Source organism: Rhodococcus sp. WB1 (assembly GCF_001700945.1).
GTDB lineage: Bacteria > Actinomycetota > Actinomycetes > Mycobacteriales > Mycobacteriaceae > Rhodococcus > Rhodococcus aetherivorans.
Genome location: NZ_CP015529.1, coordinates 3,793,488 through 3,816,807 on the forward strand (window position 1 = coordinate 3,793,488; position 23,320 = coordinate 3,816,807).

Here is a 23,320-nt window from a genome sequence, read left to right on the forward strand (position 1 = left end):
GGGCGGCACGTGAGGCAGTCTGTTTCTCATGATCCGTCCACCGTTCATGGCGCGGGTGGCGGCCGGGCTGGCCGTCACCGCGTACGAAGAGACCCTCAAGCTGCCGTCCACCGCGGTCGCGCTGCCGATGACCACGGTCAGCCAGATCCTTCAGACAACGATGCGGATCCAGCAGACGATGACGTCGCTCGCCATCAAGGGCGACCAGCTGTTCGAGCTGCTCGGCGCGGCCCCCGCCGAGGAGCCGTCATGGGCCACCTTCGACGACGACGCCGAGGTGCCGGCGGGCACTGCCGAGATGTCGACCGCCGCAGCGCCGGGGCGGTTCGCGCTCTACTCGATGCCGCCGGCCGCGGAGGCCGCGGTGCCGGTGGCCGCCGGCCCGAAGGCGGGCAAGTCCCCCGTCGCCGAGACGGAGACCGCCGGCTCCGGCGCCGCCGAGACCGGGTCGCCCGCCGAGTCCACCGCCGCGAAGATCAGCGCCGGCAAGACCGCCGTCGGCGGCGCCGACGCGGCCGGGGGCAAATCCGCGAAGAAGGCGGCGAAGAAGACGGCCGCCGGGAGCGCGGCAGGATCCGAGGTGCCCGAGATCGTCGAACTGCTCGACTACCCGTCGCTGACCCTGGCACAGCTGCGGGCCCGGATGCGCACCCTGTCGGTCGAGGACCTGCGGGCGCTGCTCGAGTACGAGAGCGCCACGCGCGCACGCGACCCGTTCGAGACCATGCTGTCCAACCGGATCGCGAACGCAAGCACCAAGTGACCTCCGCGCCCACGGTCACCCCGTCCAACTCCGCGGAGCATCCGTGGCCGGTCCGGACCGTCTCGCAGAAGGTCGCCGGCTGGATCGACCGGCTCGGTTCGGTCTGGGTGGAGGGCCAGATCACCCAGCTCAACGTGCGTCCCGGCACCCGCACCGCGTTCCTCACGTTGCGGGATCCGTCGGCGGACATGTCGCTGTCGGTGACGTGCTCGCCGCAACTGGTGCAGAACTCCCCCGTACCGCTCACCGAGGGCAGCCGGGTGGTGATGTTCGGCAAGCTGTCGTTCTGGACCGGCCGCGGCACCCTCGCCCTGCGGGTCACCGAGATCCGCGCCGTCGGTATCGGCGAACTCCTCGCCCGCATCGAGCGGCTGCGTGCGCTGCTCGCGGCCGAGGGACTGTTCGACCCTCGGCTCAAGCGGCCCCTGCCGTTCCTGCCGCAGCGGATCGGTCTGATCACCGGGCGCGCGAGCGCCGCCGAGCGGGACGTGCTCAGCGTCGCGCAGCGCCGATGGCCGGCCGTCCGTTTCGAGATCCGCAACACCGCCGTCCAGGGGCCCACCGCGGTCCCGCAGATCCTGGATGCGCTCGAGGAACTCGACGCCGACCCGTCCGTCGACGTCATCGTGCTCGCGCGCGGCGGCGGCAGCGTGGAGGACCTGCTGCCGTTCTCGGACGAGGCGCTGTGCCGCGCGATCGTCCGGTGCACGACGCCGGTGGTCAGCGCCATCGGGCACGAACCGGACAGCCCGCTGTCCGACCACGTCGCCGACCTGCGGGCGGCGACCCCCACCGACGCCGCCAAACGGATCGTGCCGGACGCGGTGGCCGAACAGGACCTGGTGGACGAGCTACGAGGGCGGTCGGCGGCGGCGCTGCGGAACTGGGTGCGCCGGGAGGAGCACGTGATCGAGCAGTTGCGCAGCCGGCCGGTGCTCGCAGACCCCCTGAGCACCGTCGACCGGCGAAGCGAGGAGATCGAGCGGCTGCGGCAGTGCGCCCGTCGCGACGTGACCCGCGCGATCGACGCCGAGGCCGCCCGGATCGAGCACCTCGGCGCGCGGCTCGCGACCCTCGGTCCCGCCGCCACCCTCGCCCGCGGCTACGCGGTGGTCCAGCGGGTGGTCCCCGACGGGGATCCGGAGGTGCTGCGGTCGGCCGGCGACGCACCGCCCGGCACCCAGCTGCGGGTGCGGGTCACCGACGGGGCGCTGCGCGCCGCCGTCATCGGACGAGAGAAGTGACGGGGAACGGATGAGCGAGACGAAGACCACGGCCGCGAGCGGCCCGAAGGACACGGCCGCGAGCGGCCCGAAGACCACCTCCGCGAGCGGCCCGAACGACGACGTGGCGGAGTTCGGCTACGAGCGTGCGCGCGACGAACTGGTCAACGTGGTCAAGATGCTCGAACAGGGTGGCTTGGACCTGGACGATTCGCTGGCGCTGTGGGAACGGGGCGAGGCGCTCGCGCGGCGCTGCGAGGAGCATCTCGCCGGTGCCCGGCAGCGTGTGGAGACCGCGCTGTCGCACGCCGACGACGACGAGGAGTGAGCGGAGCGGCTGCTAGGGCTGCAGCGGTTCGGCCGCACCCGCGGCGGTCGCCAGCTCGCGGAACTCGGCCTCGTCGCCGGAGCCGCCGATGAGGATCCGGACGTCGCCGAAGTCGGACACCCACAGCGGTTCGACGCCCTCGCCGCCGTAGACCACCCAGTCGCGGCCGGCGAGGCTCTGCGCCCCGGTCGCGGTGCGCGGCTCCCCGGCGACGAACCGCACCAGCTCGTCCTCCCCCGCATTCGACTGGGTGAACCGCACGTACCGGCCGTCAGGGGTGATGAATCCGACGGTGCTCGAATCGCCACCCTGCTCGCCGGTGATGATGCTGCGGCTGCCGGAGTTGGCCTGCCAGTCCTCGGGCACCTTCGGCTGCCGGATCGGGAAGTCCAGCTCGCGGGCGTCGTACTTCAGGCCGGCGTCGACGTCGAAGCTGGGCACGGGTCCCGCCGTGGGGCCGCCGGGGCTGAAGGAGCATTGGCTGGCGATCGCGGCCACGACGACCATGATCAGCAGAAGCGGGATCAGCGACCACGCCATGTCGCGCGTGTCGTGGAGAATGCGGGGTTTCTGGGAGGCCACGCTTCCAGTCTGACAGCCGTCCGCACCGATACCCGCACGTGGCCGGGTCCGAGCCCCGCCGACGGGGCGGTGATGAGAGAATTACCACTCGAAACCATCGGAACCCGGCGGCTGTCCCCTCGGCGGCCGTCCCGCGTCGGCGTCCGCGCCGACCGACTGCATCAGGAGGCAGTAGCCCATGACGGCCAGCACCCCGACCCGCCGCCAGGCCCCGGACCGCAATCTCGCCCTCGAGCTGGTGCGTGTCACCGAGGCCGCGGCGATGGCTGCGGGCCGCTGGGTCGGCCGCGGTGACAAGGAAGGCGGCGACGGCGCCGCCGTCGACGCCATGCGTCACATGGTCAGCTCGGTGTCGATGCGCGGCGTCGTCGTGATCGGTGAGGGCGAGAAGGACGAGGCGCCCATGCTCTACAACGGCGAGGAGGTCGGCAACGGCGACGGCCCGCTGTGCGACGTGGCGGTCGACCCGATCGACGGCACCACCCTGATGGCGAAGGGTGCGCCCGGCTCCATCGCGGTGCTCGCCGTCGCCGAGCGCGGCGCCATGTTCGACCCGTCCGCCGTGTTCTACATGGACAAGATCGCCGTCGGCCCGGAGGCCGCGGACGTCATCGACATCACCGCGCCTGTCGCCGAGAACATCAGCCGGGTCGCGAAGGCGAAGCACTCGGAGATCTCCGACATCACCGTCACGATCCTCGACCGTCCCCGGCACGCGCAGCTCATCAGCGATGTGCGCGCGACCGGCGCGCGCATCCGCCTGATCTCCGACGGTGACGTCGCCGGCGCGATCGCCGCGGCGCGCCCGGGTTCGGGTGTCGACATGCTGCTCGGCATCGGCGGCACCCCGGAGGGCATCATCGCCGCGGCCGCGATGCGCTGCATGGGTGGCGCGCTGCAGGGCCGGCTGGCGCCGAAGGACGACGCGGAGCGGCAGAAGGCGATCGACGCGGGCCACGAACCGGGCCGCGTGCTGACCACCACGGACCTGGTCAAGGGCGAGAACATCTTCTTCTGCGCGACCGGCGTCACCGACGGCGAACTCGTCAAGGGTGTCCGCTACTACGGCGGCGGCGCGACGACGCAGTCGATCGTGATGCGCAGCAAGTCCGGCACCGTCCGGATGGTCGAGGCGTACCACCGTCTGAAGAAGCTCAGCGAGTTCACGTCGATCGATTTCCACGGCGTCGCGGGGGCCGTTCCTCCCATGCCGTGACCCGCTTCGCGGTCGTGGTGTCCTTTCGGATCTCCGCCGGTCCGAAGGGGCGCCCCTGCGGCGCGAGCCGCCTACTGTGAAGCCATGGCCGAGAATCCCGAGCAGCAGTTCCGAATCGAACACGACACCATGGGTGAGGTCCGGGTCCCGGCCGACGCCCTGTGGCGCGCTCAGACCCAGCGGGCCGTGGAGAACTTCCCGATCTCCGGCCGCGGCCTCGAACGCACCCAGATCCGCGCGATGGGCCTGCTCAAGGCGGCGTGTGCCCGGGTCAACCAGGACCTGGGCCTGCTCGACGCGGAGAAGGCCGACGCGATCGTCGCCGCCGCTACCGAGATCGCCGAGGGCCTGCACGACGACCAGTTCCCCATCGACGTGTTCCAGACCGGTTCGGGCACGAGCTCGAACATGAACGCCAACGAGGTCATCGCGAGCCTCGCCGCGCAGCGCGGGGTGACGGTGCATCCCAACGATCACGTCAACATGTCGCAGTCGTCGAACGACACCTTCCCCACCGCGACGCACGTCGCCGCCACCGAGGCGGCGGTGAAGGATCTCATCCCGGCCCTCGACCAGCTGCGGGCGTCCCTCGCCGCGAAGGCGGAGGAGTGGAAGCGGGTCGTCAAGTCCGGCCGGACCCATCTGATGGATGCCGTGCCGGTCACGCTCGGGCAGGAGTTCGGGGGCTACGCCCGGCAGATCGAGGCCGGCATCGAGCGGGTGCAGGCGACGCTGCCGCGGCTCGGCGAGCTGGCCATCGGCGGCACCGCCGTCGGCACGGGCCTGAATGCCCCCGAGGGGTTCGGCCCCCGCGTCGTCGCCGAACTGGTGCGCGCGACCGGGGTGGAGGCGCTGACGCCGGCGAAGAACAGTTTCGAAGCGCAGGCCGCGCGCGACGGCCTGGTCGAGGCGTCCGGGGCGCTGCGGACCATCGCGGTCTCGCTGACGAAGATCGCCAACGACATCCGGTGGATGGGGTCGGGTCCGTTGACGGGTCTCGCCGAGATCCAGCTGCCGGACCTGCAGCCGGGCAGCTCGATCATGCCGGGCAAGGTGAACCCCGTGCTGCCGGAGGCGGTGACCCAGGTGGCGGCGCAGGTCGTGGGCAACGACGCGGCCGTGGCGTGGGGCGGCGCCGCGGGCGCGTTCGAGCTCAACGTGTACATCCCGATGATGGCCCGCAACCTGCTCGAGTCGTTGCGCCTGCTGGCCAACGTCTCGCGCCTGTTCGCCGAGCGGTGCGTCGACGGTCTCGTGGCGAACACCGAGCACCTGCGCACACTGGCGGAGTCGTCGCCGTCGATCGTGACGCCGCTGAACTCGGCGATCGGATACGAGGAGGCCGCCGCGGTCGCGAAGGAGGCGCTGCGGGAGAAGAAGACGATCCGGCAGGCGGTGATCGACCGGGGCCTGATCGGCGACGGCCTGAGCGAGGAGGAGCTGGACCGGCGGCTCGACGTGCTGGCGATGACGCGGGTCGAGCCGCAGGGCTGACTGCGCCCGACGCCGGTGGGGTCTTGTGACAGGCGTCTCATCGTGATCTCATATGAAGCTGAATTCCAATTCAGGTCTTCAGGAAGCGAGACGCCATGACCACCGTCCCCACCGTCACCGGCACCGTCGACAGCGGCAGCCTCGGCCGGACGTTGATGCACGAGCACCTGTTCGTCCTCTCCCCCGAACTGCACGGCAACTGGGACATCGGCGTCGACCTCGACGCGGCGGTCGCGGAGGCGATCGACCGCGTCCGGGAGGTGCACGCGGCCGGCTTCGACACGTTCGTCGACCTCACCGTGGTCGGCACGGGCCGCAACATCGACCTGATCCGGCGGGTCGCCGAGGCCACCGACATGAACATCGTCGTGGCGACCGGTCTCTACACCTACATGGACCTTCCGCACTACTTCCACTACCGCGGCCCCGGCACCCTGTTCGGTGGCCCGGAACCCCTGGTGGACTTCTTCGTCCGCGACATCGAGGAGGGCATCCTCGATTCCGGAGTACGCGCCGGAATGCTCAAGTGCGCCATCGACGCCCCGGGCCTGACCGCAGGCGTCGAGCGCACGGCCCGGGCCGTGGCGGTCGCCCACCGCCGCACCGGCGTGCCGATCACCGTGCACACCCACGCCCACTCCGAGTCGGGGCTGGTGATGCAGCGCCTGTTCACCGAGGAGGGTGTCGACCTCTCCCGTGTGATCGTCGGCCACAGCGGCGATTCCGACGACATCGGCTACCTCACGTCGCTGATGGACGCCGGGTCGTACATCGGCATGGACCGCTGCGGCGTCGACGTCTACCTCGGATTCGAGCAGCGGGTGAAGACCATCGCGACCCTCGTCGAGCGCGGCTATGCCGGCCGGATGCTGCTGTCGCAGGACTACGCCACCCTCAACGACTGGCTCGATCCGAAGATGCTCGCCGTGGAGACGCCGCGGTGGAGCTACATGCACCTGCACAACGACGTGCTGCCCGCCCTGCGGGAGGCCGGGGTGAGCGAGGCGGACATCGACCGGATGCTGATCGACAACCCGCGCGAGATCTTCGAACGCCGCGACACGTACTGAGTCGGGTGCCGTCCGCTGCCGGGTGTGGCACCCGGCAGCGGACGGCGCGGATCACACCGCCGACTCGGAGCGGCGTACGACGAACCGGGACAAATCGTCCCGGTCGATGGCCCGCTTGAGGATCTTCCCGGACGCCCCCTTCGGCAGTGCGTCGACGAAGCGGACGATGCGGGGTGCCTTGTAGGCGGACAACCGCTCCCGGCACCATCGCACGACGTCCTCGGCGTCGGCGCCGCCGCCGTCGCGCAGCACGACCACCGCGGCGATCTCCTCGCCGTAGTGCCGGTCCGGGACGCCCACCACGGCGGCCTCGACGACGTCGGGATGCTCGTAGAGCACCTCCTCCACCTCGCTGGGGTACACGTTGTAGCCGCCGCGGATGACGAGGTCCTTGACCCGGTCGACGATGCGCAACCGGCCCTGCTCGTCGAACTCTCCGAGGTCGCCGGTGCGGAACCAGCCCTGCTCGTCGAGCACGGCCGCGGTGTCGGCCGGGCGCTGCCAGTAGCCGGCCATGACGACGGGTCCGCGGACGAACACCTCCCCCACCTCGCCGGGCCCGCACGGGGCGCCGTCCGGCCCGTAGACCTCGACCTCGATGTCCGGGGCCGCGGTTCCGCTGTACCCGATGCGCGCCGGGACGTCCCCCCACGAGAAGGTCGCCATGGCCGTGGTCTCCGTCAGGCCGTAGCCCTCCCGGATGGTGCAGCCGAAGCGCTGCCCGAAGTCGCGGGCCACCTCACCCGGCAGCGACGCTCCCCCCGAGACCGCCAGCCGCAGCCCCTCGAAATCCGCCGGGCCATAGGGCGATTCGGCATGCAGCATCGCGTTCCACATGGTCGGAACCCCGCACACCACCGTCAGCCGATCCCGGACCACGAGATCGAGCATCGCCGCCGGGTCGAACGGGGACAGCAGGGACAGGGAGGATCCGGCGGTGAACGCCGACATCATCACCGAGGCCTGGCCGAAGATGTGGAACAGCGGCAATCCGGTCCCCACGCGGTCCTCGGGTCCCGATCCGGACAATGTGCACGAAATACGGCCCGCGGACAGCAGATTCGAGACGGTGAGCTGGGCCCCCTTGGGGCGGCCGGTGGTGCCCGACGTGTACAGCACCGCCGCGATGTCGCCGTCGGCACGGTCGACGGGGTCGATGGGGTCCTCCCCGACCGCGGCGCCCGGCTCCAGCGGCAGCCACGGCACGCCGAGACCCTCCGCGGCCTCGGCCACCGAGGCGGAGGCGCCGTGCCAGGCGATCGCGAGCACGGCCCGCGAGTCCCCGAGCGTATAGCTCAGCTCGGCCGCGGTGGACATGGTGTTCACCGGAACCACCACGGCGCCGACCGCCTGGATGCCCAGGTAGGCCACGACGAATTCGGGTACCGACGGGGCGAGCAGGAGCACCCGGTCGCCGGTGGTGACGCCGCGACCGCGGAGCAGTGCGCCGTAGCGCAGCGCGTCGTCGCGAAGCCGGCGATAGCTTCGCTGCCCGTCCTGCGTGCGCAGGGCGATGCGTTCCGGCGCCGCGTCCGCATGGGCGAGGACGGGGTCGAGAACACTGGCCATGACTGGTTTCCCTTCGTCGAGTGACATTTTGGGGGGAGGCCCGCTCGTGATTGACATCACATGACGGATGCCCCAGACTAGCACCACAGCCTGAACCCGAATTCATGTTTGAGTGCTGTTTCTCGGCCCGTCCGACCGGAGGAATTGATCTGTGACATCGTCATCCGTGAGTCCGACCGGCATCGCGCCCGCCGGCACGTCGCACCACACGCGCGCTCATCGTAAGCTGCTCGCCGCCGGGCTCATCGGCAGCTCGATCGAGTGGTACGACTTCTTTCTCTACGGCACCGCCGCGGCGCTGGTCTTCCCGCACGTGTTCTTCCCCGACAGCTCACCCCTGATGGGAACGCTGTTGTCCTTCAGCACCTTCTGGGCCGGATTCGTGGCCCGTCCCATCGGCGGACTCGTAGCTGGCCACTTCGGTGACCGCTACGGCCGCAAACCCGTCGTCGTGGTCTCCCTGCTGCTCATGGGCCTGGCGACGTTCCTCATCGGCTGCCTGCCCTCCGCCGCCTCCATCGGCGTCCTCGCCCCCATCCTCCTGGTGACGCTGCGCTTCCTGCAGGGCATCGCCTGCGGCGGACAGTGGGGCGGAATCGTCCTGCTGCTCACCGAGTCCGCGGATCCCAAGCGGCGCGGCTTCGCCGGCACGTTCGGGCAGATGGGTGTGCCGTGCGGCGTCATCCTGGGCAACGTCGCCTTCCTGACGGCGACGGCCGCGATGCCGAACGAGGTGTTCCTCGACTGGGGCTGGCGGATCCCGTTCCTCGCCAGCGCGGCGCTGTTCCCCGTCGTCCTCTACATCCAGACCAAGGTGGAGGACACCCCCGAATTCCGGGAACTGCAGGCCGAAGTCGCAGCCACCCGGCCCGAGCAGCAGGTCGTCCAGGCCCCGCTGGCCGAGGCGATCCGCACCCACTGGCGCAAGATCCTGCTGGGCTGCGGCCTGCTCGCCGCGACGAACTCGCTGTTCTACATCAGCATCGCCGGCGTCCTGAGCTACGGCACCACCGAACTCGGCATGAACCGCAACTCGATCCTGGCCGTGTCGCTGGCCAGCTCGCTGGTGGGTCTCGGGTTCATCCTGTGGTCGGGGTGGATCTCCGACCGCGTCGGCCGCCGGCCGATGATCATGATCGGGGCCGCGGCGCTCGTGCTGTGGGCCTTCCCCTACTTCTGGCTCGTCAACACCGCAAATCTCGTGTTGTTCGCGGTGGCCGTCACGGTCGGCTCGATCTTCCAGTCCATGACGTACGGCCCACTGGCGGCGTACCTGGGCGAGCTCTTCGAACCGAACGTCCGGCTCTCGGGCGCGTCGCTCGCCTACCAGCTCGCCGCCGTCACCGTCAGCGGTGGCACGCCGTTCATCATGACCGCCCTGATCGCCAACACCGGCACGACGACGTGGGTCTCGGTGTTCGTGGCCCTGATGGGCGCCCTCACGCTGTTCTCGGCGTGGGTGCTGAAGGAGACCAACCCCGCCGCGGTGCGCCGCGACCCGAAGGCCGTCCCGGGCATCGCCCACGCACGGTAACCGGAACGGGTGCTGCCGGCCTCCACGATCACTCGTGGAGGCCGGCAGCATCTTTGCCGTATGCCGCTCAGGCGACGACGCGGGCGAGCGACTCGGCCACCGCGACCGGCTTCTCCTGCCCCTCGCGCTCGAACGTCTGCAGCGTCCGGATCTGGATGCCGCCGCCGGCGGCCTCGGCCCCGAGAACCTGCATGCACATCCGGATGCGGGAGCCCACCGGCAGCGGCGAGACGAAGCGCACCTTGTCGTAGCCGTAGTTGAGCCCGTGGGCGAACCCGTCGAAGCTCATGAGCTTGTAGGACAGTCCCGGCCCCAGCGAGAGCACGAGCAGACCGTGCGCGATCGTCGTGCCCAGAGGACTCGTCGCGGCGCGCTCGGGGTCGACGTGGATCCACTGGTGGTCGTCGGTGACCTCGGCGAAGGCGTTCACGAGTTCCTGGGTGACCGGCACCCAGTCCGTCGGCCCGATATCTCGTCCCACCAGGGCCTGGAGGTCGTCGAGGCCCGTGGGACGCACGGGCAGGGTGGTGATGTCGTCGGTCATGGATGCTTCCTCTCCGCGCGGCCGGAACGACTCGCGCCGAATCGAAACTTGAAGTTGAAACCGCGTTCAACTATACAGAGAGGGAGACGTCCGTCACCATCCTCTTCGCGACGCACCGCCTTCGACGACGGGCGATCCCAGCCCTGCCCCACCTTCCGCCAGGAGTGACCATGTCGGTCTACGAAATGTCCGAGCGCACCGTGCAGTACCGCGACACCCTGCTCGCCTTCATGGACGAGCACGTCTACCCCGCCGAGGCGGTGTACGAGGAGCAGATGCGCGCCTCCGGGGACCCGCACTTCCAGCCCCCGATCCTCGAGGAGCTCAAGGCCGAGGCCCGCCGGCGTGGCCTGTGGAACCTCTTCCACCCCCACCCCGACTGGGGCCCGGGTCTGACCAACCTCGAGTACGCGCCCCTCGCCGAGATCATGGGCCGCAGCCACATCGCCTCCGAGGCGTGCAACTGCAACGCCCCCGACACCGGCAACATGGAGGTGCTCACCCTCTTCGGGACCGACGAGCACAAGGAGAAGTACCTGCGCCCGCTGCTCGAGGGCACGATGGCCTCGGCGTTCGCGATGACCGAACCCGCCGTCGCCAGCTCCGACGCCACCAACATCGAGCTGTCCATGGTCCGGGACGGCGACGAGTACGTCCTCAACGGGCGTAAGTGGTTCGCCTCCAACGCGATGCACAAGAACTGCAAGGTGCTCATCGTGATGGGCAAGACCGATCCCACCGCCGCCCCGCACCGCCAGCAGTCGATGATGGTCGTCCCGATCGACGCCCCCGGCGTGACAGTGGTGCGCAACCTGCCGGTCTTCGGGTACGCCGACCGCGAGGGCCACGCCGAGATCACCTTCGAGAACGTGCGGGTGCCGAGCAAGGACGTCCTCGCGGGCGAGGGCGAGGGCTTCGCGATCAGCCAGGCCCGGCTCGGACCCGGCCGCATCCACCACTGCATGCGCGCCATCGGCATGGCCGAGCGGGCCCTCGAGCTCCTGTGCCGGCGCGCGTCGAGCCGGGTGACGTTCGGTCAGCCCCTCAGCGAGCGCGCCAACATCCAGGACTGGATCGCCGAGGCCCGCATCGAGATCGAGATGACCCGACTGCTCACCCTGAAGGCGGCGCACCTGATGGACACCGTCGGCAACAAGCAGGCACGCATGGAGATCGCGGCCATCAAGGTCGCCGCCCCGACGATGGCGCTGAAGATCATCGACCGTGCCATCCAGGTGCACGGCGGCGGCGGCGTCACCGACGACTTCCCGCTCGCGATGATGTACGCACACATGCGCACGCTGCGCCTCGCCGACGGCCCCGACGAGGTGCACAAGCGCTCCATCGCCGTCGCCGAGCTGCGCAAGTACCGCACCGCTCCCGCCGGCGCCCCGTCGGTCAACGGCCACAAGGTGACGGTGGGCTGACCCATGACCGGACTCGATCTGACCGGCCGCACCGCGATCGTCACCGGGGCGTCCCGCGGTATCGGCCTGGCCGTCGCCCGGGACCTCGCGGCGGCCGGCGCGAACGTGGTGCTCACCTCCCGCAAGCAGGACGCGGCCGACGCCGCGGCCGCGCAGGTCACCGCGGCCGGGGTGCGGGGCACCGCACTCGGTGTCGGCGCGCACGCGGTCGACGAGGACGCGGCCCGGCGGTGCGTCGAACTCACCGTCGAGCGGTTCGGGCGCCTGGACATCCTCGTCAACAACGCCGGCACCAACCCCGCGTTCGGCCCGGTGATCGCCCAGGACCACGCCCGGTTCGCCAAGACCTTCGACGTCAACCTGTGGGGTCCGGTGCTGTGGACCTCCCTGGCCGTGCGGGAGTGGATGGGCGAGCACGGGGGCGCGGTCGTCAACACCGCCTCCGTCGGCGGGATGGCACCCGAGGCGAACATCGGCCTCTACAACGCCTCGAAGGCGGCGCTGATCCACCTCACCCGCCAGCTCGCCCTCGAGCTGGCGCCGCGGGTGCGGGTCAACGCCGTCGCCCCGGGCGTCGTGCGCACCCGCCTGGCCGAGGCCCTGTGGAAGGACCACGAGGACCGGCTCGACGCGGCCCTGCCGCTCGGCAGGATCGGCGAACCGGCCGACATCGCCTCGGCGGTGGCCTTCCTCGCCTCCGACGCGGCGAGCTGGATCACCGGCGAGACCCTCGTCGTCGACGGTGGAGCGATGCTCGGTACCGCCGCCGCAGCCGAGGCCGGCGTCGCCGCCCGCTGAGCGCACCTCCGCACACCGAACTCGAGCGAAAGGTAACCCTATGAAGGCCTGGCGAATTCACGAAGTGGGCGAGCCCAAGGAAGCGCTGCAGCTGACGGACGTCCCCGACCCCGAGGCGGGGCCCGGACGGCTCGTCGTGCGCGTCGCCGCGGCGCCGGCCAACTTCCCCGACGTGCTGCTGTGCCGCGGGCAGTACCAGCTGAAGCCGGAACTGCCCTTCACACCGGGCGTCGAACTCGCCGGGACCGTCGTCGCGGCCGGCGAGGGCGTCACCCGCTTCGCCGTCGGCGACCGGATCATCGGCAATCCCGAGTTCCCCTTCGGCGGATTCGCCGAGCTCGCCGTGGTTCCGGAGGAGGACGCCTACCGCGCTCCGGCGTCCCTCGACGACGCCGAGGCCTCGGCGCTGTCGATCGGGTACCAGACGTCGTGGTTCGCCCTGCACCGCCGTACGCAGTTGCGGGCCGGGGAGACCCTGCTCGTGCACGCTGCCGCCGGTGGGGTCGGCAGTGCCGCAGTGCAACTCGGCAAGGCCGCCGGGGCCACCGTGATCGGTGTCGTCGGCGGCGCCGAGAAGGCCGACTACTGCCGGGCTCTCGGCGCCGACGTCGTCGTCGACCGGCACCGCGAGGACTTCGTCGACGTCGTCAAGGACGTCACCGCCGGCCGCGGCGCGGACGTGATCTACGACCCCGTCGGCGGCGACTCGTACAACCGCTCCACCAAGTGCATCGCGTTCGAGGGCCGCATCCTGGTGATCGGGTTCGCCGGGGGCACCATCCCGCAACCGGCGCTGAACCACGCGCTCATCAAGAACTACTCGATCATCGGCCTGCACTGGGGCCTGTACCGGCAGTACAACCGTGCCGCGATCGAGGCGTGCCACGAGGAACTGTGCCGCCTCGCCGACGACGGCGCCATCAAGCCGCTGATCAGCGAGCGGCTCTCCCTCGACGACGTCGCCGACGGGGTGGCCCGCCTCGGGGACGGGCACACCGTCGGCCGGCTCGTGTTCCAGCCGTAGCCGGCGCGGGCTACATCGGGACGGGTTACTTCGGGATCACCTGCGTCGCACCCGCGACGTAGGTGATGGTGCCCATCTCGAACTCGCTCTCCAGGCCGTTCGGGATCGGGCGCTCGTCACTGATCGGGAAGCCGAGTTCACCCTCCGCGCCGCCCTGGGCCTCCCAGGCGGTGCGGATCTCGCCCCACACCACGTGCGAGTCGGTGTCGGGACTCCAGGCGATGATGCCGCCCTCGAACTCCGCAATGTAGCCGTCGCCGACGTCCTGCTGATCCGCGGTCGGCGCCCCGAGCGGGCTGTTCGCCCCGCCGATCTCGTTGTACTTCGCGAGAATCGGCCCGCTGATGGTGTACTCGGCGCCGCCCGCACCCGGCAGCGTGGTCGTCTCCTCCACGGAGGCGCCCGGTTCCGTGGGGCCTCCGGTTCCGGTGGCGTCTTCGACCGCGGACCGGGCGGCGGACGTTGCCCCCTCGACCGCGGACTGCGCTGCACTCGTGGCGCTGCCGACCACATCCTCTGCGGTGGTGCCGTCGTCGCTGCTGCAGCCGGCCAATACCAGCCCTGCAGCGGCGACGGCCGCGGCGACAGTGGCAGAACGACGCGGGATTCGATTCATGGGATCACTCCTCGTTGGCATCCGAACACCGGCCCCTCGACGCTAACCATCCCGTACCGTCCCGTGCGGCGGTTTCCTCGCGCCGGACCGGACCGCGCGGCCGGTGCCCGTCCGCGCCCCGCCGCGATCGCAGCATCGGCGCAGGTCGCGCCCGGTGCGGCGGTTCGACCGTCCCGGCCCGCTCTCCTCGTCACAGTCGGACAACGATCGGCGAACGAGGCTGCGACCGGCGTCCGTCGCCGTCACCGGCGCCCGTGACGCGGAACAGAACGCTTCCGCGCCACGGACGCAGGGCTTACCATGCGACGGACGAGAAAGGCCGTGACATGCGCGCACCCCGTCGTCGCCGGATCGGCGCCGCCCTCGCCCTCGTGGCGACCCTGTCGGCCGGGTGCGTCTCGGTCGACACCGATTCCCCGACGTCCTCGGCACCGGCCTCGCCGGAGTCCCGGTCGCTCACTCCCCCGCAGGTTGCCGGCGTCGACATCCCGGACGGGCAGGTCGACGACGCCGTCGCCCGCCTCGACGACCTCGCACGCGAACTGATGGATCGGACCGCCATCCCCGGGATGGCCGTCGCGGTCGTGCACCGCGGTGAGATCGTGTACGCGAAGGGGTTCGGTGTGCGCGAGGCCGGCCGCGAGGCCGCAGTGGATGCCGACACCGTCTTCCAGCTGGCGTCGATGTCGAAGCCGCTCGGCGCAACCGTCGTCGCACACCAGGTCGGCGAGGGCGTGATCGGCTGGGACACCCCGGTGATCGAACGCCTGCCGGGCTTCGCCCTCGCGGACCCGTACGTGACGAGCCGCGTGACCGTCGGCGATCTCTACGCCCATCGCTCCGGGCTTCCCGACCACGCCGGCGACGAGCTCGAGGATCTCGGTTTCGACCGCGAGCAGGTGTTCGACCGGTTCCGCCTGCTGCCGCTCGGGCCGTTCCGGGATTCCTACGAGTACACCAACTTCGGGCTCACGGCCGCGGCGCAGGCGGTGGCCGACGCGTCCGGGGCCGACTGGGCGGACCTGTCGGCACGGGTGCTGTACGAACCCCTCGGAATGACCTCCACCAGTTCACGATTCGAGGACTACGAGGCCCGGCCCAACCGGGCCGTGGGTCATCAGCTCGTCGACGGCGACTACGTCGCGCGCGCCGTCCGCGATCCCGACGCCCAGTCCCCGGCCGGCGGGGTGAGCGCCTCGGTCACCGACGTCGCGCGGTGGCTGACCATGCTGCTCGGCGACGGTGAGTACCAGGGCCGGCGCATCGTCGACGCGGACGCCCTGCTGCCGGCGGTGTCCCCGCAGGCCGTGTCGAGCCCGCCGGGCACCGTCGACAGCCGGGCGGGGTTCTACGGGTACGGGTTCAATGTGGGCACGAGCCCGGCCGGGCGGGTGACGCTGAGCCATTCCGGGGCGTTCTCGCTGGGTGCCGCGACCGCGTTCACGGCCCTGCCGTCGGCGGACGTCGCGATCGTCGCGCTCACCAACGCCGCCCCGATCGGCGTGCCGGAGACCCTCGCCGCCGAGTTCGCCGATCTCGTGCAGTTCGGCGAGATCCGCGAGGACTGGTTCGCCCTCTACGAGAAGGCGTTCGCATCGTTCGACGACCCGAAGGGCTCGCTCGTCGGACGCCCCGCTCCCACGAATCCGGCCCCGGCCCGCCCCCTCGGGCAGTACACCGGCGTCTACACCAGCGAGTACTACGGTCCCGCGCGGATCGACGATCGCGCCGGCACACTGGTGCTCACCATCGGTCCCGCCGGGCAGACCTACCGGCTCGACCATTGGGACGGCGACGTGTTCACCTTCCCGATCGACGGCGGTGAGAACGCCCCGGACGGGACGATCTCCACGGCCACCTTCACCCCCGACGGCGTCACGTTCGAGTACTGGAACGAGAACGGCCTGGGAACCTTCACCCGAACAGGAGCGTCATGACCGAGCCGCACACCTCCGTGGACGAGAAGTCCGTCGCCGTCGTCCGCGAGTTCCTCGACGCGATGGTCGCCGAGGACGTCGAGCGCGCCGTCGCCCTCCTCGACCCGGACATCGCCTGGCACAACACGTCGCTGCCGACCGTGCGGGGCCTGCCCCGCGTGCGGCGCATCCTCGAGGGCCTGCGCCGGCCGTCGCTGGGCTTCGACGTCACCATCCATCACATCGCCGCGACCGGAAACGTGGTGCTCACCGAGCGCACCGACGTCCTGCGCCTCGGCCCCGTCTCCACCCGGTTCTGGGTGTGCGGCACGTTCGAACTGCGCGACGGGAAGATCGCGGTGTGGGACGACCACTACAACGTCGGCACGATCGTCGGCGCACTGGGCGCCGGCGCGCTCCGGGCGGTGCTGCGCCGGTCGTAGAATCTCCCCGGCCGCCGAACCGTTCGACGGCGACGAGGCAGGGAGCACGACGATGACCGACGCCGACCGGACGCCCGCGTTCGAGGCCGGAGTTCAGGTCCGCAGCGAGGTGATGGGCGCCGACTTCGTCGAGCGGGCCTTCGACCGCGCCCGCGGCACCGACTCCGAGGAGATGCAGGAGTTCGTCACCGAGCACGTGTGGGGCTCGGTGTGGACCCGGCCGGGACTCGACCGTCGCAGCCGCAGCCTGCTCAACCTGGGCATGCTGATCGCGCTGCGCGCGGAGAACGAGCTGCGCGGGCACGTGCGCGGCGCCCTGCGAAACGGTCTGACCCGCACCGAGATCGTCGAGGCGGTCATCCACGCGGGCGCCTACTGCGGCGCCCCGGCCGGCCTGGCCGCGATGCGCGTCGTCCAGGAGGTCCTCGAGGCCGAACTCGGCCCGCGCCCCTCCCAGGACTGACCCGCTCGCGCGGGGCGGTGGCCGAATGTCACATCGGGTCGATCACATCGCACCGGTGTGACATTCGGCCCACCAGCCGACGGCGTCAGGCGCCCGGGGCGAACTCCTCGAGCATCTCGGTCACCAGCGCCGCGATCGGCGAGCGCTCACTGCGGGTCAAGGTGACGTGCGCGAAAAGCGGATGCCCCTTGAGCTTCTCGATCACCGCCGCGACGCCGTCGTAGCGGCCCACCCGCAGGTTGTCGCGCTGGGCGACGTCGTGGGTGAGCACCACCCGCGAGCCGGCGCCGAGCCGGGACAGCACGGTGAGCAGCACGTTGCGCTCGAGGGACTGGGCCTCGTCGACGATGACGAACGAGTCGTGCAGCGACCGGCCCCGGATATGGGTCAGCGGAAGCACTTCCAGCATGCCCCGGCTGATGACCTCGTCCATCACCTCCGGGCTCGCGAGACCGTCGAGGGTATCGAACACGGCCTGCGCCCACGGCCCCATCTTCTCGCTCTCGCTGCCCGGCAGATAGCCCAGTTCCTGTCCGCCGACGGCGTACAGCGGCCGGAACACCACGACCTTGCGCTGGGTGCGACGCTCCAGCACGGCCTCGAGGCCCGCGGTCAGCGCCAGCGCCGACTTGCCCGTCCCGGCTTTCCCGCCGAGCGAGACGATGCCGACGGACTCGTCGAGCAGCAGGTCCAGCGCCACCCGCTGTTCCGCGGAACGGCCGTGCAACCCGAACGCCTCCCGATCTCCGCGCACCAGCTGCACCCGCTTGTCCGGCGTGACCCGGCCCAGGGCGCTGGACGAGCCGCCCAGCAGCCGGATCCCGGTGTGGCACGGCAGATCCCTCGCGGTGTCGAGGTCGACGATCCCCTCGGCGAACAGGTCGTCGATCAGCGCCCTGTCCACCTCGAGCTCGGTCATGCCGGTCCAGCCCGACGTCACCACGTCCTGGGCGTGGTACTCGTCGGCGGTCAGCCCGACGGCACCGGCCTTGACCCGGAGCGGAATGTCCTTGCTGACCAGCACCACGTCGCGGCCGTCGCCGGCGAGGTTCAACGCGCACGCGAGGATCCGGGAGTCGTTGGTGTCGGTGCGGAATCCGGCCGGCAACACCTCCGGGTCGGTGTGGTTGAGCTCGACGTGCAGGGTGCCTCCCGCGGTCCCGATGGGGATGGGCTGATCGAGCCGGCCGTACTGCAGGCGCAGGTCGTCGAGCAGCCGCAACGATTCCCTCGCGAACCAACCCAGTTCGTGATGGTGCCGTTTGCCTTCGAGTTCGCCGATCACGACGAGGGGCAGCACCACTTCGTGCTCAGCGAAGCGGGTCACCGCCCACGGATCGGAGAGCAACACGGAGGTGTCCAGTACGAAGGTGCGTACATCGGGTTTCTTCGCCGGGGTCCTGCCGGAGCGGCGGGCGGGGACGGAGCGTGTTGCAGTCACGTGAGGCTCCTAGATCTGTGCAGCACCACACAGACTTCGTTCGATGGGCCGGTCGAACCTGGTGTCCACGAGGGACACGAGGGCCGGGTGCCGGCCCCTCGCTCTGCCTGTCACAGTCACGATCAGGACCTCCCGCGTAGCCGGCAACTGCGCCGTCTACACCCCCGACGCTAACGCCGACACGCCCCGTCCGCTCGATGAGCGACGAGGCGTGTCGGTGAAGATTGGGTAAACGAGACGATCCGGACAGATTGCCGGGCGTCGCGCCTAGACCAGGTTCCAGTCCTCGAGACCCTGGTACAGCGGAGCGTCGGCGGCAAGCTTGCTCACCCGGCCGCGCAGCGTCGCGGTGTCGGACGACCCCGTCAACGCGGCCGCGATGATCTCGGCGACCTCGGTGAACTGCTCGTCCCCGAAGCCGCGGGTGGCCAGTGCCGGGGTGCCGATGCGCAGACCGGACGTGACCATCGGCGGACGCGGGTCGAACGGAACCGCGTTGCGGTTGACGGTGATGCCGATCTCGTGCAGCAGGTCCTCGCCCTGCTGGCCGTCGAGCTGCGAGTTGCGCAGATCGACGAGGACGAGGTGCACGTCGGTGCCGCCGGTCAGCACGGTGATGCCCTTGTCGGTGACATCGGACTGCATCAGGCGCTCGGCGAGGATCTGCGCACCGGAGACGGTGCGGCGCTGCCGGTCCTTGAACTCCTCGCTCGCGGCGATCTTCAGCGCGACGGCCTTCGCGGCGATGACGTGCATGAGCGGGCCGCCCTGCTGGCCCGGGAACACCGCGGAGTTGATCTTCTTGGCCCACTCCTGCTTGGCGAGGATCAGACCCGAGCGCGGGCCGCCGAGGGTCTTGTGGACGGTGGTGGACACGACGTCGGCGTACGGCACCGGCGACGGGTGCAGGCCCGCGGCGACGAGCCCGGCGAAGTGCGCCATGTCGACCCACAGGTAGGCGCCGACCTCGTCGGCGATGGAGCGGAACGCGGCGAAGTCCTCGTGCCGCGGGTACGCGGACCATCCGGCGACGATGACCTTCGGCTTCTCGGCCACCGCGATGGAGCGGACCTCGTCCATGTCGACGCGGTGGTCGTCCTTGCTGACCCCGTAGGACGCGACGTCGTACAGCTTGCCGGAGAAGTTCAGCTTCATGCCGTGGGTCAGGTGCCCGCCGTGGGCGAGGTCGAGCCCCAGCAGCTTCTCGCCCGGGTTCATCAGCGCCATCAGCACGGCGGCGTTGGCCTGCGCGCCCGAGTGCGGCTGGACGTTCGCGAACTCGGCACCGAACAGTTCCTTGGCGCGGGTGCGGGCGAGGTCCTCGACGATGTCGACGTTCTCGCAGCCGCCGTAGTAGCGGCGCCCCGGGTAGCCCTCGGCGTACTTGTTGGTGAGCACGCTGCCCTGCGCCTGGAGCACCGCGCGCGGCACGAAGTTCTCCGACGCGATCATCTCGAGCGTGTCGCGCTGGCGCGACAGCTCGCCGGCCATGGCCTGCGCCAGCTCGGGGTCGAGGTCTGAGAGCGAGGCGGTGTTGACGTCGGTGCCGGGCACAACGGTCATCGAAGATTCTCCAAGCTGGGGACGGCAGGAATTCACCTACCAGTCTACGAACCTCACCCCCGGTCGAGGAACCCGGTCCCCTCGGGCAATGGCCCAGCTCACGCCCGCTCGTTACCGCAGGGCGCTGGGCACCAGCGGTTCGTCGAGCAGGCGACGGAACCGGTCGATGCGTTCCGCGCCCGCAGGGGCCTGCGCCAGCCAGCCACCGAGCAGGCGGTAACCCTCGACGTAGGTGCTGATGTAGGCGCGCCACAACGGCGACGACAGGAAGCGCAGCGACTGCCGGGCCCGCTCCGGGCTCGACAGCGACCAGCGCTGCAGGAAGGCGACGACGTCGTCGCCGGTGCGGCCGCGGTCGTGCAGGAGCAGGGCGGCGTCCTGGCGGACGCCGAGCAGGCCGGCGGACGCCTCGTGCAGCTTCTCGGCGAGTTCACCGTCGAACCGCAGGCCCAGGTCGGCGTAGATGTCCTGCGCCCACTGTCCCCAGCCGGGCCCGACGATCGTCTCGAGGGCGAGGTCTGCGAGCCCCTCGGCCATGAGGCACTGCGGGGTGTTGACGACGAAGAGGGTCTGCTCGTCGTGCCCGCCGGCGACGAGTCCGGCCTCCTTGCGGCAGTGTTCGGTGTGGTGGCCGGGGTAGGACTCATGCGCGATCAGCCGCGGCAGGTGGGACATGTGCTGTTCGAGGTCGGAGTTGATCGCGACGCGGGAGCGGTAGTTGCCGAGGTAGTAGTTGAACCCGGACCACGGTTTGTCGCCGACCACCTCGTATTCGACGGTTTCGGTCTCGGGCAGTGGGAACACCGCGCGGACCCTGTCGCGCAGGGCGCTCGAGAAGGCGTCGACACACTCGGCGAGGCGGTCGGCGGGGACGACCTCGGACTTGCGGTGGGCCTGCACTCGCTCGGCGAGCGGGCCGCTGCCGGGCAGCAGCGCGTCGATGCGGCGGTGGGCCTCGCGGTACGCGTCCTCGTCGCCCATGTCGATATGCACGTCGAAGTAGGCCTCGACCTCGTCGACGAAGGCGATGTCCGCACCGGCGAACTTGCGGGCCGAGCATTCGAGGGCGCGCAGGTGCACGTCGAGGAAGCGGGTGCGCTCGTCGGAGAGCCCGGAGACGGGCAGCGCGGCCCGCAGTGTGCGCGCGGTGTGGGATAAATCACGAGGATCGGGGGCCGGCGCGTTCTCCACCCGGCCACGCAGGGCGGGGTCGCCGGTGAAGGCGTCGACGAAACCCTCCTCGAGCCGGTCGAATGCCAGGCCGAGCAGGAGATATTCGCGCACCAACGAGTCCGGGTCCATGCCCTGGCACCCTAGTCCCCAGGATCGGCCCCGTGCCTGCCGGCGAACCCGGAAACCGGACCCCGCGCGGCGAGCGGATGTGTCAGCGAGCACAATCGGCCGATATGGACATCCTTCGCCGCCAGCCATACCCGGGGTATGCCGCCGGGCCCGTCGTCGAGTCGGGAGTGTGCCGGTGGCGCGTCTGAGCGAGCCGAGTCCGTACGTCGAGTTCGATCGCAAGCAGTGGCGGACGCTGCGCAAGTCGACGCCGCTGGTGCTGACCGAGGAGGAACTGCGCGGCCTGCGCGGCCTCGGCGAGCAGATCGACCTGGCGGAGGTGGCGGAGGTGTACCTCCCGCTGGCCCGTCTGATCCACCTGCAGGTCGCCGCGCGACAGCGGTTGTTCGCCGCGACCGCCACGTTCCTCGGCGAGAAGCACCCGGACCAGCAGGTGCCGTTCGTGATCGGGGTGGCCGGGTCGGTCGCGGTCGGCAAGTCGACGACGGCACGCGTGCTGCAGGCACTGTTGGCGCGGTGGGAGCACCATCCCCGGGTGGACCTGGTGACCACCGACGGCTTCCTGTACCCCTCCCGGGAGCTGATGCGTCGGAACATCATGCACCGCAAGGGCTTTCCGGAGAGCTACGACCGTCGCAAGCTGCTGCGGTTCGTCACGGAGGTCAAGTCCGGCGCCGCAGAGGTGGCCGCTCCGGTGTACTCGCACATCTCCTACGACATCATCCCGGGCCAGTACCACGTGGTGCGGCAACCGGACATCCTCATCATCGAGGGCCTGAACGTCCTGCAGACCGGTCCACGGCTGATGGTCTCGGATCTGTTCGACTTCTCGATCTACGTCGACGCCCGCCTCGAGGACATCGAGAAGTGGTATGTCGAGCGGTTTCTCGCGCTCCGCAAGACGGCATTCTCCGACCCCGACGCGCATTTTCACCACTACGCGAACCTGTCGGACCGCGACGCCGTGGGGGCCGCGAAGGAGATCTGGCATTCGATCAACCGGCCGAACCTGGTGGACAACATCCTGCCGACGCGGCCGCGCGCAACGCTGGTCCTGCGCAAGGACTCCGACCATTCGGTCAACCGCCTGCGCCTGCGGAAGCTGTAGGCGGCTTCGCCGCCGGTGTGTCCTTCGGGCGGCGGAAACAGCCCGAAGGACACACCGCGGCTACGTCCCGAACCGGCGGTGCCGCGCCGCGAAGTCGCGCAGGGCGCGAAGGAAGTCCACGCGGCGGAACTCCGGCCAGTAGGCCTCGGTGAACCAGATCTCGGAGTACGCGCTCTGCCAGAGCAGGAAGCCCGAGAGCCGCTGCTCGCCGGAGGTCCGGATGACGAGATCGGGATCGGGCTGCCCCGAGGTGTAGAGGTGATCGCTGATGGCCTCGACCGTGACGGCCTCGACCAGGCCCTCGCCGTCGAGCCCCTCGGCCTGCTTGGCCCGGAGCAGGGCCTGTACGGCGTCGGCGATCTCCTGCCGGCCGCCGTAGCCGACCGCGACATTGACGTGGGTGCCGGTGCGCCCCTGCGTGCGCTCGGCGGCCTCGCTCAGCCGCCGGCCCAGTTCGTCCGGCAGCAGGTCGAGCGTGCCGACGATCTTGACGCTCCAGTTCTGCTCCGGCCCGGAGATCTCCTCGACGACGTCGGTGATGATCTCGAGCAGCGCCTCGAGCTCCTCGGGCTCACGTTGCAGGTTCTCCGTGGAGAGCAGGTAGATGGTGGCCCGCTCGATGCCGGCGGCGTCGCACCAGCTCAGCAGTTCGGCGATCTTCAGTGCGCCCATGCGGTGCCCGTGGCTGACGTCGGTGAACCCGTTCTCGCGGGCCCAGCGACGGTTGCCGTCGCACATCACGGCGACGTGCCGGGGATGCTGCGCGCCGTCCAGCTTGCTCAGCAGCCGTCGTTCGTAGAGCTGATACAGCAGGCCGCGCGCGTTCACCCCGAGATCACCACGCGGGTCACATTACGCTCACGGTCGTCTCCGGTCGCAGCGGCGGTCGTGGCCGA

The 23,320-nt window shown here is 70.4% G+C and carries 22 protein-coding genes; 14 read left to right on the top strand and 8 right to left on the bottom strand.

The features are described from left to right. The first annotated feature begins 28 nt into the window (after window positions 1-28). The 3 genes from A4U64_RS16735 to A4U64_RS16745 all read left to right on the top strand — a co-directional run bounded on the left by A4U64_RS16735 (window position 29) and on the right by A4U64_RS16745 (window position 2,314). Window positions 29-763 (top strand): lipid droplet-associated protein, encoded by a 735-nt coding sequence (locus tag A4U64_RS16735; protein WP_050034827.1) that lies wholly within the window; start codon window positions 29-31, stop codon window positions 761-763. Further along, window positions 760-2,007: an exodeoxyribonuclease VII large subunit gene (gene xseA / locus A4U64_RS16740; RefSeq protein WP_006932910.1), complete on the top strand. Its 1,248-nt coding sequence runs from the start codon at window positions 760-762 to the stop codon at window positions 2,005-2,007. The genes A4U64_RS16735 and xseA overlap by 4 nt, the downstream gene beginning before the upstream one ends. A gap of 103 nt (window positions 2,008-2,110) precedes the next feature. Continuing rightward, on the top strand, window positions 2,111-2,314 hold the full coding sequence (locus tag A4U64_RS16745; RefSeq protein ID WP_037201491.1) for an exodeoxyribonuclease VII small subunit: 204 nt from the start codon (window positions 2,111-2,113) through the stop codon (window positions 2,312-2,314). A 12-nt stretch (window positions 2,315-2,326) separates the two neighbouring features. Here A4U64_RS16745 and A4U64_RS16750 read toward each other — a convergent pair whose 3' ends face one another. Next, window positions 2,327-2,896, bottom strand: a complete 570-nt coding sequence (locus A4U64_RS16750) for a DUF4245 domain-containing protein (protein WP_072634681.1) — start codon at window positions 2,894-2,896, stop codon at window positions 2,327-2,329. A gap of 178 nt (window positions 2,897-3,074) precedes the next feature. Between A4U64_RS16750 and glpX the strand changes: the two genes are divergently transcribed. The 3 genes from glpX (at window position 3,075) to A4U64_RS16765 (ending at window position 6,676) form a co-directional block, all read left to right on the top strand. Continuing rightward, window positions 3,075-4,112, top strand: coding sequence for a class II fructose-bisphosphatase (glpX, locus tag A4U64_RS16755; protein ID WP_006932905.1), 1,038 nt, complete (start codon window positions 3,075-3,077; stop codon window positions 4,110-4,112). An 84-nt stretch (window positions 4,113-4,196) separates the two neighbouring features. Next, window positions 4,197-5,606, top strand: a complete 1,410-nt coding sequence (locus A4U64_RS16760; protein WP_029542230.1) for a class II fumarate hydratase — start codon at window positions 4,197-4,199, stop codon at window positions 5,604-5,606. Between the two features lie 95 nt (window positions 5,607-5,701). Then, entirely contained in the window at window positions 5,702-6,676 is a 975-nt protein-coding gene (locus A4U64_RS16765; RefSeq protein WP_006932897.1) for a phosphotriesterase family protein, read from the top strand. Window positions 6,677-6,727: 51 nt separating this feature from the next. Here the strand turns inward: A4U64_RS16765 and A4U64_RS16770 are convergent, their stop codons facing one another. Continuing rightward, window positions 6,728-8,245: a class I adenylate-forming enzyme family protein gene (locus A4U64_RS16770; RefSeq protein ID WP_065922852.1), complete on the bottom strand. Its 1,518-nt coding sequence runs from the start codon at window positions 8,243-8,245 to the stop codon at window positions 6,728-6,730. Between the two features lie 151 nt (window positions 8,246-8,396). Here A4U64_RS16770 and A4U64_RS16775 point away from each other — a divergent pair, with 151 nt between their 5' ends. Next, window positions 8,397-9,779, top strand: a complete 1,383-nt coding sequence (locus A4U64_RS16775; protein WP_029542223.1) for an MFS transporter — start codon at window positions 8,397-8,399, stop codon at window positions 9,777-9,779. Window positions 9,780-9,846: 67 nt separating this feature from the next. Here the strand turns inward: A4U64_RS16775 and A4U64_RS16780 are convergent, their stop codons facing one another. Then, the gene (locus tag A4U64_RS16780; protein ID WP_065922853.1) at window positions 9,847-10,323 is read right to left on the bottom strand and encodes a MaoC family dehydratase; all 477 of its coding nucleotides are present in this window, start codon (window positions 10,321-10,323) and stop codon (window positions 9,847-9,849) included. Window positions 10,324-10,493: 170 nt separating this feature from the next. Here A4U64_RS16780 and A4U64_RS16785 point away from each other — a divergent pair, with 170 nt between their 5' ends. From A4U64_RS16785 to A4U64_RS16795, 3 genes are read left to right on the top strand one after another with little or no spacing between them, the layout of a single operon-like run. Next, a complete protein-coding gene (locus A4U64_RS16785) occupies window positions 10,494-11,750 on the top strand; it encodes an acyl-CoA dehydrogenase family protein (protein WP_029542219.1) in 1,257 nt (418 codons plus the stop codon). Window positions 11,751-11,753: 3 nt separating this feature from the next. After that, window positions 11,754-12,548 (top strand): SDR family oxidoreductase, encoded by a 795-nt coding sequence (locus A4U64_RS16790; protein WP_043799712.1) that lies wholly within the window; start codon window positions 11,754-11,756, stop codon window positions 12,546-12,548. A 40-nt stretch (window positions 12,549-12,588) separates the two neighbouring features. Further along, window positions 12,589-13,572, top strand: a complete 984-nt coding sequence (locus tag A4U64_RS16795) for an NADPH:quinone oxidoreductase family protein (RefSeq protein ID WP_006940405.1) — start codon at window positions 12,589-12,591, stop codon at window positions 13,570-13,572. A 25-nt stretch (window positions 13,573-13,597) separates the two neighbouring features. Here the strand turns inward: A4U64_RS16795 and A4U64_RS16800 are convergent, their stop codons facing one another. Next, entirely contained in the window at window positions 13,598-14,188 is a 591-nt protein-coding gene (locus A4U64_RS16800; RefSeq protein WP_029542213.1) for an LGFP repeat-containing protein, read from the bottom strand. Window positions 14,189-14,514: 326 nt separating this feature from the next. On the opposite strand from A4U64_RS16800, the gene A4U64_RS16805 reads away from it, so the two are divergent. From A4U64_RS16805 to A4U64_RS16815, 3 genes are read left to right on the top strand one after another with little or no spacing between them, the layout of a single operon-like run. Further along, window positions 14,515-16,125 carry a serine hydrolase gene (locus A4U64_RS16805; protein WP_065922854.1) on the top strand — a complete coding sequence of 537 codons (1,611 nt, stop codon included), beginning with the start codon at window positions 14,515-14,517 and terminating at the stop codon, window positions 16,123-16,125. After that, the gene (locus tag A4U64_RS16810) at window positions 16,122-16,547 is read left to right on the top strand and encodes a limonene-1,2-epoxide hydrolase family protein (protein WP_006940402.1); all 426 of its coding nucleotides are present in this window, start codon (window positions 16,122-16,124) and stop codon (window positions 16,545-16,547) included. The genes A4U64_RS16805 and A4U64_RS16810 overlap by 4 nt, the downstream gene beginning before the upstream one ends. A 52-nt stretch (window positions 16,548-16,599) precedes the next feature. Beyond that, a complete protein-coding gene (locus A4U64_RS16815) occupies window positions 16,600-17,010 on the top strand; it encodes a carboxymuconolactone decarboxylase family protein (RefSeq protein WP_006940401.1) in 411 nt (136 codons plus the stop codon). 85 nt (window positions 17,011-17,095) lie between these two features. Here the strand turns inward: A4U64_RS16815 and A4U64_RS16820 are convergent, their stop codons facing one another. The 3 genes from A4U64_RS16820 to A4U64_RS16830 all read right to left on the bottom strand — a co-directional run bounded on the left by A4U64_RS16820 (window position 17,096) and on the right by A4U64_RS16830 (window position 21,316). Then, complete coding sequence (locus tag A4U64_RS16820; protein ID WP_174824765.1) at window positions 17,096-18,451, bottom strand: PhoH family protein; 1,356 nt, start codon at window positions 18,449-18,451, stop codon at window positions 17,096-17,098. A gap of 267 nt (window positions 18,452-18,718) precedes the next feature. Continuing rightward, entirely contained in the window at window positions 18,719-20,014 is a 1,296-nt protein-coding gene (gene glyA, locus A4U64_RS16825) for a serine hydroxymethyltransferase (RefSeq protein WP_006940399.1), read from the bottom strand. A 111-nt stretch (window positions 20,015-20,125) separates the two neighbouring features. Beyond that, window positions 20,126-21,316: a DUF885 domain-containing protein gene (locus A4U64_RS16830; RefSeq protein WP_065922855.1), complete on the bottom strand. Its 1,191-nt coding sequence runs from the start codon at window positions 21,314-21,316 to the stop codon at window positions 20,126-20,128. Between the two features lie 175 nt (window positions 21,317-21,491). Between A4U64_RS16830 and coaA the strand changes: the two genes are divergently transcribed. Then, the gene (gene coaA, locus A4U64_RS16835) at window positions 21,492-22,424 is read left to right on the top strand and encodes a type I pantothenate kinase (RefSeq protein WP_006940397.1); all 933 of its coding nucleotides are present in this window, start codon (window positions 21,492-21,494) and stop codon (window positions 22,422-22,424) included. A gap of 60 nt (window positions 22,425-22,484) precedes the next feature. On the opposite strand, the gene A4U64_RS16840 is transcribed toward coaA, so the two are convergent. Beyond that, window positions 22,485-23,252: an isoprenyl transferase gene (locus A4U64_RS16840; protein ID WP_006940394.1), complete on the bottom strand. Its 768-nt coding sequence runs from the start codon at window positions 23,250-23,252 to the stop codon at window positions 22,485-22,487. Window positions 23,253-23,320: the final 68 nt, after the last annotated feature.

Coding starts and splice junctions, on each gene's coding strand:
- A4U64_RS16735 (WP_050034827.1), top strand. CDS start 29: ATGATCCGTCCACCGTTCATGGCGCGGGTGGCGGCCGGGCTGGCCGTC.
- glpX (WP_006932905.1), top strand. CDS start 3,075: ATGACGGCCAGCACCCCGACCCGCCGCCAGGCCCCGGACCGCAATCTC.
- A4U64_RS16760 (WP_029542230.1), top strand. CDS start 4,197: ATGGCCGAGAATCCCGAGCAGCAGTTCCGAATCGAACACGACACCATG.
- A4U64_RS16765 (WP_006932897.1), top strand. CDS start 5,702: ATGACCACCGTCCCCACCGTCACCGGCACCGTCGACAGCGGCAGCCTC.
- A4U64_RS16770 (WP_065922852.1), bottom strand. CDS start 8,245: ATGGCCAGTGTTCTCGACCCCGTCCTCGCCCATGCGGACGCGGCGCCG.
- A4U64_RS16780 (WP_065922853.1), bottom strand. CDS start 10,323: ATGACCGACGACATCACCACCCTGCCCGTGCGTCCCACGGGCCTCGAC.
- A4U64_RS16785 (WP_029542219.1), top strand. CDS start 10,494: ATGTCGGTCTACGAAATGTCCGAGCGCACCGTGCAGTACCGCGACACC.
- A4U64_RS16790 (WP_043799712.1), top strand. CDS start 11,754: ATGACCGGACTCGATCTGACCGGCCGCACCGCGATCGTCACCGGGGCG.
- A4U64_RS16795 (WP_006940405.1), top strand. CDS start 12,589: ATGAAGGCCTGGCGAATTCACGAAGTGGGCGAGCCCAAGGAAGCGCTG.
- A4U64_RS16800 (WP_029542213.1), bottom strand. CDS start 14,188: ATGAATCGAATCCCGCGTCGTTCTGCCACTGTCGCCGCGGCCGTCGCC.
- A4U64_RS16805 (WP_065922854.1), top strand. CDS start 14,515: ATGCGCGCACCCCGTCGTCGCCGGATCGGCGCCGCCCTCGCCCTCGTG.
- A4U64_RS16810 (WP_006940402.1), top strand. CDS start 16,122: ATGACCGAGCCGCACACCTCCGTGGACGAGAAGTCCGTCGCCGTCGTC.
- A4U64_RS16815 (WP_006940401.1), top strand. CDS start 16,600: ATGACCGACGCCGACCGGACGCCCGCGTTCGAGGCCGGAGTTCAGGTC.
- glyA (WP_006940399.1), bottom strand. CDS start 20,014: ATGACCGTTGTGCCCGGCACCGACGTCAACACCGCCTCGCTCTCAGAC.
- A4U64_RS16830 (WP_065922855.1), bottom strand. CDS start 21,316: ATGGACCCGGACTCGTTGGTGCGCGAATATCTCCTGCTCGGCCTGGCA.